The sequence below is a fragment of the Arthrobacter sp. Z1-15 genome, from assembly GCF_054792395.1.
The window spans coordinates 2,737,527-2,752,315 of record NZ_CP096454.1 but is presented as its reverse complement, the minus strand read 5'-3'; the positions used below and the strand labels follow the sequence as shown (position 1 = coordinate 2,752,315).

At 68.6% G+C, this 14,789-nt stretch carries 15 protein-coding genes; 13 read left to right on the top strand and 2 right to left on the bottom strand.

The features are described from left to right. Window positions 1-7: 7 nt before the first annotated feature. From M1D40_RS12530 to M1D40_RS12500, 7 genes are all read left to right on the top strand, one after another. Entirely contained in the window at window positions 8-973 is a 966-nt protein-coding gene (locus M1D40_RS12530; protein ID WP_461169036.1) for a co-chaperone YbbN, read from the top strand. A gap of 11 nt (window positions 974-984) precedes the next feature. Further along, window positions 985-2,097, top strand: coding sequence for an NADH:flavin oxidoreductase/NADH oxidase (locus tag M1D40_RS12525; protein ID WP_461169035.1), 1,113 nt, complete (start codon window positions 985-987; stop codon window positions 2,095-2,097). Between the two features lie 120 nt (window positions 2,098-2,217). Then, window positions 2,218-3,012 carry an ABC transporter ATP-binding protein gene (locus tag M1D40_RS12520; RefSeq protein WP_461169034.1) on the top strand — a complete coding sequence of 265 codons (795 nt, stop codon included), beginning with the start codon at window positions 2,218-2,220 and terminating at the stop codon, window positions 3,010-3,012. Further along, window positions 2,994-4,568: a transporter gene (locus M1D40_RS12515; protein ID WP_461169033.1), complete on the top strand. Its 1,575-nt coding sequence runs from the start codon at window positions 2,994-2,996 to the stop codon at window positions 4,566-4,568. The genes M1D40_RS12520 and M1D40_RS12515 overlap by 19 nt, the downstream gene beginning before the upstream one ends. Window positions 4,569-4,623: 55 nt before the next feature. Continuing rightward, entirely contained in the window at window positions 4,624-4,926 is a 303-nt protein-coding gene (locus M1D40_RS12510) for a DUF3039 domain-containing protein (protein ID WP_420481396.1), read from the top strand. 13 nt (window positions 4,927-4,939) lie between these two features. Further along, the gene (locus M1D40_RS12505; protein ID WP_461169032.1) at window positions 4,940-6,361 is read left to right on the top strand and encodes an MFS transporter; all 1,422 of its coding nucleotides are present in this window, start codon (window positions 4,940-4,942) and stop codon (window positions 6,359-6,361) included. Then, window positions 6,358-8,145, top strand: a complete 1,788-nt coding sequence (locus tag M1D40_RS12500) for a DEAD/DEAH box helicase (protein ID WP_461169031.1) — start codon at window positions 6,358-6,360, stop codon at window positions 8,143-8,145. Before M1D40_RS12505 ends, M1D40_RS12500 begins: the two co-directional genes overlap by 4 nt. 98 nt (window positions 8,146-8,243) lie before the next feature. Here M1D40_RS12500 and M1D40_RS12495 read toward each other — a convergent pair whose 3' ends face one another. Then, the gene (locus M1D40_RS12495) at window positions 8,244-8,867 is read right to left on the bottom strand and encodes a nicotinamidase (RefSeq protein WP_341393668.1); all 624 of its coding nucleotides are present in this window, start codon (window positions 8,865-8,867) and stop codon (window positions 8,244-8,246) included. A gap of 2 nt (window positions 8,868-8,869) precedes the next feature. Next, window positions 8,870-10,129, bottom strand: coding sequence for a nicotinate phosphoribosyltransferase (locus M1D40_RS12490; protein WP_461171061.1), 1,260 nt, complete (start codon window positions 10,127-10,129; stop codon window positions 8,870-8,872). 152 nt (window positions 10,130-10,281) lie between these two features. Here M1D40_RS12490 and clpS point away from each other — a divergent pair, with 152 nt between their 5' ends. From clpS to rdgB, 6 genes are all read left to right on the top strand, one after another. Continuing rightward, window positions 10,282-10,590 carry an ATP-dependent Clp protease adapter ClpS gene (gene clpS, locus M1D40_RS12485; RefSeq protein ID WP_461169030.1) on the top strand — a complete coding sequence of 103 codons (309 nt, stop codon included), beginning with the start codon at window positions 10,282-10,284 and terminating at the stop codon, window positions 10,588-10,590. Between the two features lie 124 nt (window positions 10,591-10,714). Continuing rightward, window positions 10,715-11,272 carry a DUF2017 domain-containing protein gene (locus tag M1D40_RS12480; protein ID WP_461169029.1) on the top strand — a complete coding sequence of 186 codons (558 nt, stop codon included), beginning with the start codon at window positions 10,715-10,717 and terminating at the stop codon, window positions 11,270-11,272. A 59-nt stretch (window positions 11,273-11,331) separates the two neighbouring features. Then, window positions 11,332-12,396, top strand: a complete 1,065-nt coding sequence (gene murI, locus M1D40_RS12475) for a glutamate racemase (protein WP_461169028.1) — start codon at window positions 11,332-11,334, stop codon at window positions 12,394-12,396. Further along, window positions 12,393-13,244 carry an MBL fold metallo-hydrolase gene (locus tag M1D40_RS12470; RefSeq protein WP_461169027.1) on the top strand — a complete coding sequence of 284 codons (852 nt, stop codon included), beginning with the start codon at window positions 12,393-12,395 and terminating at the stop codon, window positions 13,242-13,244. Before murI ends, M1D40_RS12470 begins: the two co-directional genes overlap by 4 nt. 26 nt (window positions 13,245-13,270) lie before the next feature. Continuing rightward, window positions 13,271-14,056 (top strand): ribonuclease PH, encoded by a 786-nt coding sequence (gene rph / locus M1D40_RS12465; protein ID WP_341393674.1) that lies wholly within the window; start codon window positions 13,271-13,273, stop codon window positions 14,054-14,056. Continuing rightward, window positions 14,053-14,682 carry an RdgB/HAM1 family non-canonical purine NTP pyrophosphatase gene (gene rdgB, locus M1D40_RS12460; protein ID WP_461169026.1) on the top strand — a complete coding sequence of 210 codons (630 nt, stop codon included), beginning with the start codon at window positions 14,053-14,055 and terminating at the stop codon, window positions 14,680-14,682. The genes rph and rdgB overlap by 4 nt, the downstream gene beginning before the upstream one ends. Window positions 14,683-14,789: the final 107 nt, after the last annotated feature.

The window sequence follows — 14,789 nt, the reverse complement described above, 5'->3', positions numbered from 1 at the left end:
TGAAGCCATGAGCACTCCGAACCACCGTCCAGCACCGGCAGCTTCCACGATGAACCTGCGCGGCGCCGTCGACCTCTCCGGCCTGAAATCCAGGGCCACGGCCCCGCCCGCAGCCGGGGCACCGGCTCCGGGGCAGGGCGGGGCCGGCGCCCCGGCCGCCAGCCCGTACATCGTTGAGGTCTCCGAGCAGACCTTCCCCCAGCTGGTCCAGCTGTCCGAGCAGGTCCCGGTCATCATCGACCTCTACTCAGCGCGCAGTCCCGAATCCGTGCAGGTGAGCAACGTGCTGAAGAGCATTGTCACCGAGCACGACGGAAAGCTGCTGCTCGGCCGGGTGGACGTGGAAGCTTTCCCGCAGATTGCCCAGGCCTTCCAGGCCGTGGCTGTCCCCACGGTCGCCGCTGTCCTCAAGGGCCAGCCGGTGCCGCTGTTCGACCGGGCGGTCCCGGAGGAACAGATCCGCGCCCTGGTCGCCGAGCTGCTGCAGGTGGCAGCGGCCAACGGTGTTGCGGGGACCCTGAACGAGGGCGGTGCCGGGGAGCCGGCGGAGGAAGCTCCGCTGCCGCCGCTGCACCAGGAAGCCTACGACGCGATCGTGGCCGGGGATTACGACGGCGCTGCCGCCGCCTACCGCAAAGCGCTGGCCGAACAGCCGGCGGACGCGGAGGCCAAGGCGGGGCTGGCCCAGGTGGAACTGATGGCCCGGCTCAAGGGCGCGGACGCCGAGAAGCTGCGCACCGAGGCAGCGGCCAACCCGGACGACGTTGACGCACAGCTGGCCGTAGCGGACCTGGATGTCTCAGGCGGGCACGTCGAAGACGCGTTCAACCGCGTGGTTCGGCTGATCGCACGGGTCTTCGGCGATGACCGGGAAAAGGCACGGCTGCGTCTGCTGGACCTGTTCGAGGTGGTGGGCACCACGGACCCGCGGGTCACCAAGGCCCGCTCCGCCCTCGCCCGGGCACTCTTCTAGGCCCGCCCGGCATGAGCGAGAACGCAGCATCCCTGAATGCCGGCCTGTTCGACCCGCTGGTGCTCCGCGGACTGGAGCTCTCCCACCGCGGCTGGGTGGCGGCCATGTGCCAGTACTCGGCCGACGGCGTCAACGCTCCCGGGCTGCCCAATGACTGGCACCTGATGCACCTGGGCTCCTTCGCAGCCGGGGGAGCGGCACTGATCATCACCGAAGCGACGGCGGTCAGCCCCGAGGGCCGGATCAGTCCGGAGGACACCGGCATCTACACCGCCGAACAAGCCGCCGCCTGGCGCCGCATCGCGGACTTCGTCCACCGGTACGGGGCCGCCGATGCCCGGATCGGCGTTCAGCTGGCCCATGCCGGGCGCAAGGCCTCGACCTACTCTCCCTTCGGCCGGGGCAGCGGCAGCGTTGCGGAAGCCGACGGCGGCTGGCGCACTGTCGGTCCCACTGCGGATGCCTTCGGCCGCTATGCCGCCCCGCAGGCGCTGGATGAAGCCGGCATCCGGCGGGTCATCTCGGATTTCGCCCGGGCAGCGGAAAGGTCTGTGGAAGCCGGGTTCGACACCATCGAAATCCACGCCGCCCACGGATACCTGCTGCACCAGTTCATGACCCCGCTGGTCAACACCCGCACCGACGGCTGGGGCGGGTCGGAGGAGGGACGCAACCGGCTGACGCTGGAAGTCGTTGACGCCGTCCGGGCGGTTATCCCGGACTCGATGCCGCTGCTCCTGCGCATCTCCGCAACCGACTGGACCGACGGCGGCCTTGACGAGCGGTCCTCGGCCCGCCTGGCCGGCCAGGCGCGCGACCGCGGCGTCGACCTGGTGGACGTCTCCACCGGCGGAGCCGTGCCCGCAGCCAATATCCCCGTGGGCCCGGGATACCAGACCGGATTCGCCGAGCACATCCGCGCCGCCGCCGGTGTCCCCACAGCAGCCGTCGGCCTGATCAGCAGTGCGGCGGAGGCTGAGGAAGTCCTCCGTGCCGGGCGGGCGGATGCCGTGCTCATTGCGCGGGCCGCCCTGCGGGATCCGCACTGGTGGATGCGGGCAGCCGGGGAACTGGATGCCAAGCTTCCCTGGGCACCGCAGTACGAACGGGCCCGGCCCGCCTAGTCCCCGGGACGGGTGTACTCCGCCCGGCCGCACTTTCAGGGCGCCGATTTTGGTCCTTCCGGCTGATCCCGTCCGCCTGCTTGGCGGGTAGTTTGGTGGCATGACGAAAGTGGTGCTGACATGAGCGAACCCGTGTTCCCTGAAACTCCGGCCGTTCCGGCTGCCCCTGCCCTGGCTGTCCGGGGCCTCGGCAAGCGTTTCGGGGAGAAGATCGCCGTCAACGGGATCAGCCTTGATGTCCCGGCAGGCTCCTTCTACGGGCTGGTCGGCCCCAACGGAGCAGGCAAGACCACCCTGCTGTCCATGGCGACCGGCCTGCTGCGGCCCGAGCACGGACAGGTGTGGGTGCACGGCACGGATGTCTGGGCCGAGCCGCTGAAGGCCAAACGGCTGATGGGAGTGCTGCCCGACGGCGTCCGGCTGTTCGACCGGCTTACCGGCGAGCAGCTGGTTACCTATTCGGGGCTGCTGCGCGGCATGGACCGGGAGACCGTGGCAGGGCGTGTGCGGGACCTGCTCGAGGCCATGGACCTGACCAATGATGCGGGCACCCTCGTGGTGGACTACTCCGCGGGCATGACCAAGAAGATCGCCCTTGCCTCTGCGCTGATCCACGCGCCCCGGCTGCTGGTCCTCGACGAGCCCTTTGAAGCGGTGGACCCGGTGTCCGCCGCCAACATCCGGGACATCCTCTCCGGGTACGTGGACTCCGGCGGAACGGTGATCGTGTCCAGCCACGTCATGGACCTGGTCCAGCGGATGTGCGACCACGTCGCAGTGGTCTCCGGCGGCAACCTCCTTGCCTCCGGAACCGTGGACGAGGTCCGCGGCGGAGAGACCCTGGAAGAGCGTTTCGTGCAGCTGGTGGGCGGACGCACCCACTCGGAGGGACTGCCATGGTTGCGCACCTCCTAAGGCTCAAGCTTCTCCTGCTGCGCAACTCCCTGCGCCGCAGCCCGTGGCAGATCGTGGGAATCGTCTTCGGCGCCCTGTACGGACTGGGGATGCTCGGCCTGCTGTTTGCGGCCCTGTTCTTCCTGAGCTTCAACGACCCCGAACTGGCCCGCACCGCAACAGTCCTCGCCGGCAGCGCCGCCGTCCTGGGCTGGGCGCTGATTCCCGTGCTGGCCACCGGCGTGGACCTGACCCTGGACCCGGCGCGGTTCGTGACCTTTGCCGTGCCGCTGCCCCAGCTCCTCGCCGGGCTGGGGCTCGGCGGGCTCATCGGCATCCCGGGCGCCGTCACGCTGCTTGCCGCGCTGGGCTCCGCTGCCGTCTGGTGGCGCAGCCCGGCTGCCCTGGCCGCCGGGGTTCTGTCCGCGCTGATCGCCGTGTTCACCTGCATCATCGCCGCCCGCGTCACCGTCGCGGCAAGCACCTCGCTGGCCTCGTCCCGGCGGTTCAAGGACATCTCCGGCCTGGTGGCCATCATCCCGCTTATGCTCCTGGGGCCGATCATTGCCGGTATCAGCTCAGGCATCAGCAGTGCCCAGGGCTATCTTCCGTCACTGGCACGCACACTGTCCTGGACACCGCTGGGCGCAGCATGGGCCGTACCCGGCGATATTGCGCTGAACCAGCCGGGGCCGGCTGCCGCCAAGCTGGCGATCGCCGCCGTTTTCCTGGCCCTGCTGGTGTGGGCCTGGAAGGTGCTGCTGGTGCGCGCGCTTATCACCCCGCCGCACAGCTCCGGCGCCCGGCGCAAGGGCGGAAAGCTCGGGTTTTTTGCCCTTTTCCCGCCCACTCCCACCGGTGCCGTTGCTGCCCGCGCCCTGACCTACTGGATCCGGGATCCGCGGTACGGCGCCTCGCTGCTCATCATTCCGCTGATGGTGGTCCTGCTGGTGTTCCTGGGCACGCAGGAAGGCACCGGCCCCAGCCTGGTGCTGTTCGCGGGACCGCTGCTGGGCTTCCTGCTCGGCTACGGCATTTCAGCGGACGTTTCATACGACAACACCGCCTTTGCCCTGCACGTCAGCACCGGCGTTTCGGGTACGGCCGACCGCGCCGGCCGGGTCATCGCCTGCGCCGTATTTGCGCTGCCGGTCACCGTCCTGGCAGCGGTGCTGCCGTGCCTGCTGCTGGGGGAGGCGGACCTGATTCCGGTCCTGCTCGGGGTCTCCCTGGCTGTCCTGCTGGGCGGTCTCGGGCTCTCGTCCGTAGTTTCGGCCCGGTACACGTACAACGTTCCGCTGCCGGGGGAGAACGCCTTCAAGACTCCTCCGGGTTCCGCCGGGCGGACCGCGCTGGTGCAAAGCCTGGGCATGCTGAGCCAGATCGTGATTGTGCTTCCGGTACTGGCACTGGCCGTCGTGGCGCTGCTGAACGACAACCCGCTCTGGGACTGGCTGACCCTGGCTGGCGGCGTGCTGCTGGGTACCGGGCTGCTGGTGGGCGGGATCAGGATCGGGGGACGCTGGCTGGACCGCCGCGCCCCGGAAATGCTGGCGGCACTCTCGGTGCACAAATAAAACGCTCCGGTCAGTCGGCCGGGGCGGGGCCTCCTGCGGTACTAAGATGGGAACCATGAGTCTGCCTCCCGATCCTTTCGAAAATGACCCTGCCCGCCGCCTGGACGACGGCGGCGGTTCCACCGCCGTCATCGAGCGCGAAGAGCAGCGCGAGTACACAGAACCCGGTGACAGTGAGCGGTTTGCCCACTACGTCCGCAAGGAAAAGATCATGGAGTCGGCGCTTTCCGGCGAACCGGTGATCGCCCTGTGCGGCAAGGTCTGGACTCCGGGCCGGGATCCGAAAAAGTTCCCCGTCTGCCCCACCTGCAAGGAAATCTACGAAGGCCTGAGCGCGCCCAAGGACGGCGGCAAGTAGTTCCCGCGCGTCCATGAGCGGTCCATCCGCGGAGCCGCGTCCCGCCGGCCCGTTGTCGCCCGCCTACCGGGCCCTCACCCTGGGCATCCTCGCCATCATCACCTGCTCCGCCTTTGAAGCGATGGCGGTAACGACGGCGATGCCCGTGGTGGCCGCCGAGCTGTCCGCGGGGGCCGGGTACGGGCTGGCGTTCTCGATGTTCCTCACCGCCTCGCTGCTGGGCACGGTCGTGGCCGGCAGCAGGTGCGATGTCCAGGGGCCGGTGCCGTCGCTGGCGGCCGGCATGGCCCTGATGACCGCCGGCCTGGTGGTCTCGGCCCTGGCCGGCGAGTTCTGGGTTGTCACCGCAGGCCGTGCCGTCTCCGGGCTCGGCGGCGGGGCCATGATCGTTGCGGTGTACGTCATCATCGGCGAGATCTACCCGTCGTCCCTTCAGCCCGTGCTCTTCGGGTGGCTGGCCGCTGCCTGGATCCTGCCGTCGATGGTGGGGCCCCTGGCCGCCGGCCTCCTGGCCCAGTACGTGAGCTGGCGGTGGGTCTTTGCCGCGGTGATTCCCATCGTGCTGGTTGCCGGCCTCATGGTCTGGCCGCGGGTTCGCGGCCTCGGTCCGCCGGACAACCCTGCCCTGGACCGGGCACTGGGCCGCAGGCGGGCTCTATGGGGCAGCACGCTGGCCGCCGCAGTGTTTGTCGCCCAGTGGGCAGGCAATGAGGCGGCGGATGCGCCGTCGGCTCCGGCGGCTCTGTGGATTGCCGCAGCAGCCGCAGCCGGAACCGCCGGGGCGGCACTCGGGCGTCTGCTGCCGGCGGGCACCCTGCGCCTAGCCCGGGGACTGCCGAGCGTGATCGCCACCCGCGGCCTGCTCAGTGCCGGATTCGTGGCTGCGGAAGCTTTCCTGCCGCTCATGGTGCTGGCGACCCACGGTGTGGACCCGGCCACTGCAGGACTGGCGCTCACCGCAGGAGCGGTAGGCTGGGCTGTGGGTTCCTTCCTTCAGGCCCGCGCCGCCGGGCGCCGCCACCGGCTTTTGGTGACCGGCGCATCCATGCTGGCAGCAGCAATGGGAGGCATCGGGCTGCTGGCTTCACCGTCGGTGCCTTTTGGGGTGATCGTGGCGGTGTGGTCCCTGGCGGGAGCCGCGATGGGCCTGGCCCTTTCCAGCACCTCAGTGATGGTGCTGGCACTGTCCACCTCCGTGGACCGGGGACGCAATTCCGCGTCCCTTCAGATTTCCGACCAGGTCGGAGCCGTGGCGGGAACCACCGTGGCAGGGATTCTCTTTGCCCTGCTGCAGGATCCCGCGGCTTCCGGACAGACCGGCGCGTTCAGCGTCATGTGGCTTGTCCTGGCCGTTTTTGCGTGCCTGGGGATCCTCTCCGGTGCACGCAGTGCAATAGTTACCCCGAACACAGGAAAGGTGCCGTTCACAGCGTGAGCCCAGACACCCTCTTCGGCGGACCGGCCCTGCCGCCCGCCTATCCCGAACGAGCCGCCTGGGGCACCGCCCCCAAGCTGCGCCAGTGGCAGGCCGAAGCCCTCGAGAAGTTCTTCGCCAACGACGCTGACGACTTCCTCGCCGTCGCCACCCCCGGCGCCGGCAAGACGACGTTCGCCCTGCGTGTCGCCACGGAGCTGGTGGACCGCGGGATCGTCAAGCGGATCACCGTCGTGGCCCCCACGGACCACCTCAAGCGCCAGTGGGCCGATGCCGCCGCGAAGGTGGGGCTGGCGCTGGACCCCAATTTCAAGAACGCCGACGGGCGGCACGGCGACGGCTTCATCGGCGTGGCCGTCACCTACGCGCAGGTGGCCTCCAAGCCCATGCTGCACCGGGCCAAGACGGAGGCGGCCCGCACGCTGGTGATCCTGGACGAGATCCATCACGGCGGCGACGCGCTCTCCTGGGGCGACGGCATCCGGGAAGCCTTTGAACCGGCGGTCAAGCGGCTCTCCCTGACCGGTACGCCGTTCCGTTCGGACACGGCGGCGATTCCGTTTGTGGAGTATGAAGCGGACCGGGACGGCATCCGCCGCTCCAAGGCCGATTACACCTACGGCTACGGCGAGGCCCTGCGCGACCACGTGGTCCGCCCGGTGATGTTCATGGCCTACTCCGGGCAGATGCGCTGGCGCACCAGTGCCGGCGACGAGATGGCCGCCTCCCTGGGCGAGGCCGCGGTCACCAAGGACATCACGGCGCAGGCCTGGCGCACGGCGCTGAACCCCACCGGAGAGTGGATTCCGGCGGTCCTTGCCGCTGCCGACCGGCGGCTGTCCGAAGTGCGGCGCGCCGTCCCCGATGCCGGCGGGCTGGTGATTGCCACGGACCACGACGACGCGCGCGCCTACGCCGGCACGCTGAAGAAGATCACCGGGCAGTCCCCAACCGTCATCCTCTCCGATGATGCCAAGGCCTCGGACAAGATCGACGAATTCTCCGCGGGGGACCAGCGCTGGATGGTGGCGGTCCGCATGGTGTCTGAAGGCGTGGACGTACCGCGCCTGGCGGTGGGGGTCTACGCGACCTCCACCGCGACCCCGCTGTTCTTTGCCCAGGCGGTGGGGCGGTTTGTGCGTGCCCGCAAGCGCGGCGAGACGGCGTCGGTCTTCCTGCCCTCGGTCCCGAACCTGATGGCCCTGGCCAACCAGCTGGAAATGGAACGCGACCACGCCCTGGACCGGCCGGACAACCACCTCGAAGAGGAGGGCTTCGGGCTGGAAGACAGCCTCATGGAGGCAGCGAACCGTGAGGAGAAGGCCTCGGATTCGCTGACCAAGCAAAAGTTCGAGGCGCTGGAGTCCCAGGCGTCCTTTGACCGTGTGCTGTTCGACGGCGGCGAGTTCGGCACAGGCGGTGAACTGGGCAGCGAAGAGGAACAGGATTTCCTGGGGATTCCCGGGCTGCTGGATGCGGACCAGATGGGCGTGCTGCTGCGCCAGCGCCAGCACGAGCAGCTGTCCCGCCGCGGACGCAAGGCCCCGGCGGCGTCTGCTCCGGAGCCGGAGCCGTCCGTCATGGACCACCGGCGGCTGACCGAGCTGCGCGGCCAGCTGGCCAAGAACGTCTCCGCCTGGTCCGCGCGCTCGGGCATGCCGCACGGGATGGTGCACAGCGAGCTGCGCCGCATCTGCGGCGGCCCGCCGGTGGCGCAGGCCAACGAGGAGCAGCTCAACCAGCGGCTGAAGAAGCTGCAGGACTGGTTCATCGGCCGCAAATAGCCGCCTGATCCGCGGACGCGACATCCACGGATGCAAGGGCCCCCGGGCCCGGGTTCACTCGCCGGGTCCGGGGGCGTAAATCCCTGCCGTTCCGGGGCCTACAGGTCCAGCAGCTCCACGCCGGCGTCCTCGAGTTCGGCCAGCGCGGCCCGGGTTCCGGCGCGGTCGATTCCGCGGCAGAGGTCCGGGATGACAAAGGTGTCGTAGCCTGCGGCAATGGCGTCCAGGGCCGTGGCCCGGACGCAGTAATCGGCGGCCAAACCCACAATGACGACTTCCTCGACGTCGTTCTCGCGCAGCCAGTCGTCCAGGCTCACTGTCTCAGCCGGATCCGGCGGCACCGCTGCGGCATCAAGGTCACCCGTGGGGACCTCGTCTTCGGGGGCAAGCACGCCCTCAAAACCGGAGTACGCCGCCTCATACTGTCCCTTGCGGAAGAACGCATCAATGTGCTCGGTGTCCAGGTCGGGGTGGAGGCTGGCGCCGGTCGTCCCGGCAACGCAGTGCACCGGCCAGGATTCCTTGTAGTCCGGGGTTTCGGAGAAGTGCGGGCCGGGCTCAATGTGCCAGTCCTGCGTGGCGGCCACGACGTCATAGCGGCCAAGCGTCGTTTCAATGTAGTCGGTGATTTCCGAGGCGGTGTCGGTGCCGCCGGGAACGGCCAGTGATCCTCCTTCGCAGAAGTCGTTCTGGACGTCGACAACAATCAGGGCACGCGTCATTCTCACTCCTCGTATTCGGTGGGTATGGCCGGCTCGCCGCGCTGCAGGCGGTTGACCGAGGTTGGCAGTTCAGCCAGGGACTCTGTGTGCCGCTTGGCAGCCCGCTCCACGGCAGCGGCTCCGGTCCAGCCGGCAAGAATCTCGCCGTCGGCGACAAACTGCTCCAGCAGCGGGCGGTCGTTGCCGTCGTCCAGCGGGCGGTGGCCGATGCCGATGACCTCGGCAGTGGCCGTGCCGCGCTCATCCAGCCGGCGCAGCGCGTATTTGCGTCCGCCGCGGGAAGCTTTGTTCTTGGCGGCCTTGGCGACCGAGACAAACTCGTGGTTGTCGTCTTCGCGGCTGACCAGCTTGTACACCAGCCCGGCGGTCGGCGCACCGGAACCGGTGACCAGGGAAGTTCCGACGCCGTACGCATCCACGGGCGCGGAGGCCAGGGCCGCAATGGCATATTCGTCCAGGTCCGAGGTCACCATGATCCGGGTGTCCGTATTGCCCAGCTCATCCAGCAGCTCGCGCACCCACTTGGCCTGGGCGACCAGATCGCCGGAATCCAGCCGGACCCCGCCCAGCTGCCGCCCGGCAGCGGCGACGGCGTTGCGCACGCCCTGTTCGACGTCGTACGTGTCCACCAGCAGTGAGGTGCCGGCTCCGAGGGAACCAATCTGGGCCTCGAAGGCGTCCGTCTCGCTGTCATGCAGGAGGGTGAAGGAATGGGCGGCCGTGCCCACCGTCTTCAGACCGTAGCGGCGTCCTGCTTCAAGGTTTGAGGTCGAGTCGAAGCCGGCGATGATCGCCGCCCGGGCCGCTGCCACGGCAGATTCCTCATGGGTGCGCCGCGACCCCATCTCAATGCAGGGCCGCCCGCCGGCGGCGGTCACCATGCGGGAGGCCGCGGAGGCGATGGCGCTGTCATGGTTCAGGACCGACAGCAGGAGGGTTTCCAGGATGCAGGCCTCCGCAAAGGTCGACTCCACGGTGAGGATCGGCGAATTCGGGAAATAGGCTTCACCTTCGGCATAGCCGAAGATGTTTCCGGAGAACCTGAAATCGGCGAGCCACTTCAGGGTGGGGGCATCCACCACAGAGGTGCTCTCCAGGAAGGCAAGCTGATCGTCGTCGAACCGGAAGGCGGCAAGGGCCTCGAGGATCCGGCCGGTTCCGGCCACGATCCCGTACCGGCGCCCGTCGGGGAGCCGCCGGCCGAACACCTCGAAGACGGAGCGGCGGGAAGCTGTACCGGAGTGCAGGGCAGCCTGCAGCATCGTCAACTCATAATGGTCTGTATACAGGGCGGCATTGGGCTGGCGCCAAGCGTTGGTGCTGTTCACAATCAAAACTCTAACCCCCGTTCGCTTATTGAGTAGAAGGCTTCCGCTGGCGGTTCGGCAAGCGGCGCCAACCTACAATTGGAGTCATGACTTTGAGCACTGCGCCCGGCACCGACACCCTTGAGCGCGCTGAAACGGAGTCGCTGGTCAGCAGTGACGTGCCCTGGGTGGTGATTGTCTGGAACGATCCCGTGAACCTCATGAGCTACGTCAGCTATGTTTTCCGCAGTTATTTCGGATATTCGGAGGCCAAGGCCAACAAGCTCATGATGGAAGTGCATGAACAGGGGAAGTCGGTGGTGGCGACCGGCTCGCGTGAATCGGCGGAGCGGGACACCGTGGCAATGCACTCCTTTGGACTTTGGGCCACGTTCCAGAAAACCGACGAGCCGTGACTTCCGCGGCACCCGCTAAACGCGGCACCCGCTAAACACGGCACCCGCTAACCGCGGAAACAGCAGCACCAGCAGCAGTACACCGGCAGTACAGCCCGGCCCCGCCGGCGGATAGGACTTTTACGTGGCAACCGGATTCAAAACCACCCGCAAGGGAATCTCTGCATCACTGGACGCGGGGGAGCGGGAGCTGCTGCGCAGCCTGTTTAATGACGTGCTGGAAATGCTGGAACCGGACACGCCCGCGGACTCGGATCCGCTCGCCGCGATGGTGGGTTTGGACACCAGGGCCAGTGTTCCGTCCGACTCCGCGCTGCACCGCCTGCTGCCCGACGCGGTACAGGGGGACGACGACGAAGCGCTGGAATTCCGCCGCCTCACCGAGCGCTCGCTGCGGGAGACCAAGAGCGGTGCACTGCGGGCTGCGGCCCTGCTGCTGGAGACCAAGCCCCTGCTGCTCAACGCCGAGCAGGCCCAGTATTTTGCCCGCGCCCTCAACGATGTCCGCCTCGTTCTGGCCGACCGGCTCGGACTGGAAACCGATGAGGACACCGAGCGGCTGCACGGCATTACCGATCCGTCCCAGGCGCAGGACGTGGACGGGTACCTGGCCCTCGTCTACAACTTTGTCACCTGGCTCCAGGAGACCCTGATGCAGGCCATGACCCGATCCCTGCTGTGACCAAGCGCACGCCCCGATGAGTTCGCTGCGGGGGGCCGGGGGACTATTCTCGATACATTATGAGCTCTGACCCGGAAAGTTCCTCGCTGATGACGGAACCGCTGATGGACGCACCGCGCACTCAGGCGCCCGGGCGCACCACCGCCCCGCAGCCCAGCAGCGCGCCGCGGAAAAACAACGCGGATGCGCCCATCGGCATTTTCGACTCCGGAGTGGGCGGACTGACCGTGGCGCGGGCAGTCATTGACCAGCTGCCCAATGAGTCCATTCTTTACGTGGGGGACACCGCCCGCGGCCCCTACGGGCCCCTCCCCATTGCGGAGGTCCGCGCCAATGCGCTGGGCGTCATGGACGAACTGGTGGATTCCGGCGTCAAGCTGCTGGTCATTGCCTGCAATACGGCGTCCGCGGCCGTGCTTCGCGACGCCCGTGAGCGGTACACCCGCCGCTACGGCATCCCCGTCATCGAGGTCATCCAGCCCGCCGTGCGCCGGGCGGTTGCCGCCACCCGGTCCGGAAGGGTGGGGGTGATCGGCACCGAGGCCACGGTCGGCTCGCGTGCCTACAACGACACCTTCGCGGCCGCACCGCACCTGCAAATCGAGTCCGTGGCCTGCCCCGCGTTTGTGGATTACGTCGAGGCCGGCGTTACCGCCGGGCCGGAACTGCTGGCCACGGCCGAAGAATACCTGGCCCCGCTGAAAGCCGGCGATGTGGACACCGTAGTCCTGGGCTGCACCCACTATCCGCTGCTCACCGGCGTGATCTCCTACGTGATGGGCGACGGCGTGACGCTGGTGTCGAGCGCCGAGGAAACCGCCAAGGACGTGTACCGGGCGCTGATTTCCCACAACCTGCAGCGCACCGCTGCCACCGCACCCGACTACCGGTTCCTCGCCACGGGGGATTCGACGTCGTTCGAACTTCTGGCCCGGCGTTTCCTCGGACCCGAAGTCCTGAGCGTCGAACACGTGGACAACGTGGCGGCGCACTATCCCACCGGAAGCCTGGCCCGGATCACCCCGGACATGGCCGCCGCCGACCGCTCCGCACGCCTTCCGGCCCGCTCCATCCATGACGAGAACGGAAGGCCGCCAGGCGCCCTTCGGAACGGCACGCAATGAAACTGACCATCGTGGGCTGCAGCGGGTCTTTCCCCGGTCCGGCGTCACCCGCCTCCTGTTACCTCGTCACCGCCAACGACGGCGTCCGAGACTGGCGCATCCTGCTGGACCTGGGCAACGGCTCACTGGGCGCGCTGCAGCGCTACATGGACCTGCGGGACATCGACGCCGTCCTGCTGACCCACCTGCACCCGGACCACTGCATGGACCTGTGCGGACTGCACGTGGCAGTCCACTGGGACCCGGCGGGCTGGAACCGGGACCGGATCAAGGTCTGGGGACCGAAGGACACGGCGGACCGGATGGCCACGGCTTACGGGCTGCCCACCGACCCCGGCATGCACGAGGACTTCGAATTCATGAACTGGGACAGCCACCGCAGCGTGCACATCGGCCCGTTCACGGTCACGCCCTACCCGGTCCGGCATCCGGCGGACGAGGCCTACGCGCTGCGCGTCGAGGCCAGGTTCACCGACCCCGACGGCAATTCCCTGGTTCACACCCTGGCCTACTCCGGGGACACGGACTCCTGCGACGGGTTGGAGGAAGCCGCCCGCGACAGCGACGTCTTCCTCTGTGAAGCGGCGTTCCACGAGGGCCGCGATGACGCCATTGACGGCGTGCACCTGACCGGAAAACGTGCCGGCGCCGCGGCCTCGGCAGCCAACGCACGCCGCCTGCTCCTGACCCACCTGCCGGTCTGGAATGACGCCAACGCCTCGGTGGCTGAAGCCCGGGAAACCTACGCCGGAGACCTCGCGGTCGCCGTCGCCGGCGTCTCCTACGACGTCGGCAGTCCGTTCGCGGCCCCGCTGGCCGTTGAACCGGGGGTCCAGCCCGCCGGCTAACCGGAACCGGCCGATAGACTGGGCGCATGACTACCGCTGCAAACAGCCCTTCTTCTTCCACGCCTGCCGCCGGTTCCGCCGTCGTGCGGTCCGACGGCCGCACACCCGACCAGCTGCGCAGCATCACCATCACCCGCGGCTGGTCCAAGCAGGCCGAAGGGTCCGCGCTGATCGAGTTCGGCAACACCCGAGTGCTATGCACCGCCTCCCTCACCCCCGGCGTTCCGCGCTGGCTCAAGGGCGAAGGCAAGGGCTGGGTGACGGCTGAATACGCGATGCTGCCCCGTGCCACCAACACCCGCAACGACCGCGAATCGGTCAAGGGCAAGCTCGGCGGACGCACGCACGAGATTTCCCGGCTGATCGGCCGCTCGCTGCGCTCCATCATCGACACCAAGGCGCTGGGCGAAAACACCATCGTGCTGGACTGCGACGTCCTGCAGGCCGACGGCGGGACCCGCACCGCAGCTATCACCGGCGCCTATGTGGCACTGGCGGACGCCCTGGCCTGGGCCAAGGACAACAAGCTCATTGCCCGCAACGCTCAGCCCCTGCTGGACACCGTGGCCGCGATCAGCGTGGGCATCATTGACGGTGTTCCCATGCTGGACCTGCCGTACGTGGAGGACGTCCGCGCCGAAACGGACATGAACGTCGTAGTGACCGGCTCCGGAAAGTTCGTTGAGGTCCAGGGCACCGCTGAGGGCGCCCCCTTCGACCGCGACGAACTCAACGCGCTGCTGGACCTGGCCCTGCTCGGCACGTCCGAGCTGGCGGAAATCCAGCGCCGCACGCTGGGCGAAAGCGCGTGACGCAGATTCCTGCCGGAGCCCGGCTGGTCCTGGCCACCCGCAACCAGGGCAAGCTGCGGGAGCTGCGCGAGCTGCTGCGCGGACGGATTGAGGGGCTCGACGTCGACACCCAGGTGGTTGACGCAGCGGCCGCCGGTGTGCCGGACGTCCCCGAAACCGGAGTGACGTTCGAAGAGAATTCCCTCCTCAAGGCCCGTGCCGTCGCTGCAGCGACAGGCCTCGCCGCCATTGCCGACGATTCCGGCCTGGCCGTGGACGTCCTGGGCGGAGCTCCGGGCATCTTCTCCGCGCGCTGGTCCGGCCGACACGGAGACGACGCCGCGAACCTGGACCTGCTGCTGGCCCAGCTGGCGGACATCCCCGCCGAGCACCGGGGCGCAGCCTTCGTGTGCGCCGCGGCCCTGGCGCTGCCCGGCGGCGCTGCAGTGGTGGAGCGCGCCGAGCTGCGTGGGACGCTTCTCACAGAGCCCCGCGGGCACGGCGGCTTCGGGTATGACCCCGTGCTGCAGCCGATGGACCTGGACCGCAGCTGCGCCGAGCTGGCGCCGGAGGAAAAAAACGCCATCAGCCACCGCGGACAGGCGTTCCGCGCCCTGCTTCCGGCCATCACGGATGCCCTGGCCTGAGCGTTTCCCCAGGTGCCGGAACCCGCGGTGAACAGGAGGGTCGGCCGGCCGGTAAGCTGCCGCCGGCCCCCCGGTTTCCGGCCGGCGGCGGTGTCGGGTTTCCTCCC

Bases quoted from the DNA above. Each gene is read 5' to 3' on its own strand.
- M1D40_RS12530 (WP_461169036.1), top strand. From the start codon at position 8: ATGAGCACTCCGAACCACCGTCCAGCACCGGCAGCTTCCACGATGAAC.
- M1D40_RS12525 (WP_461169035.1), top strand. From the start codon at position 985: ATGAGCGAGAACGCAGCATCCCTGAATGCCGGCCTGTTCGACCCGCTG.
- M1D40_RS12520 (WP_461169034.1), top strand. From the start codon at position 2,218: ATGAGCGAACCCGTGTTCCCTGAAACTCCGGCCGTTCCGGCTGCCCCT.
- M1D40_RS12515 (WP_461169033.1), top strand. From the start codon at position 2,994: ATGGTTGCGCACCTCCTAAGGCTCAAGCTTCTCCTGCTGCGCAACTCC.
- M1D40_RS12510 (WP_420481396.1), top strand. From the start codon at position 4,624: ATGAGTCTGCCTCCCGATCCTTTCGAAAATGACCCTGCCCGCCGCCTG.
- M1D40_RS12505 (WP_461169032.1), top strand. From the start codon at position 4,940: ATGAGCGGTCCATCCGCGGAGCCGCGTCCCGCCGGCCCGTTGTCGCCC.
- M1D40_RS12495 (WP_341393668.1), bottom strand. From the start codon at position 8,867: ATGACGCGTGCCCTGATTGTTGTCGACGTCCAGAACGACTTCTGCGAA.
- M1D40_RS12490 (WP_461171061.1), bottom strand. From the start codon at position 10,129: ATGCTGCAGGCTGCCCTGCACTCCGGTACAGCTTCCCGCCGCTCCGTC.
- clpS (WP_461169030.1), top strand. From the start codon at position 10,282: ATGACTTTGAGCACTGCGCCCGGCACCGACACCCTTGAGCGCGCTGAA.
- murI (WP_461169028.1), top strand. From the start codon at position 11,332: ATGAGCTCTGACCCGGAAAGTTCCTCGCTGATGACGGAACCGCTGATG.
- M1D40_RS12470 (WP_461169027.1), top strand. From the start codon at position 12,393: ATGAAACTGACCATCGTGGGCTGCAGCGGGTCTTTCCCCGGTCCGGCG.
- rph (WP_341393674.1), top strand. From the start codon at position 13,271: ATGACTACCGCTGCAAACAGCCCTTCTTCTTCCACGCCTGCCGCCGGT.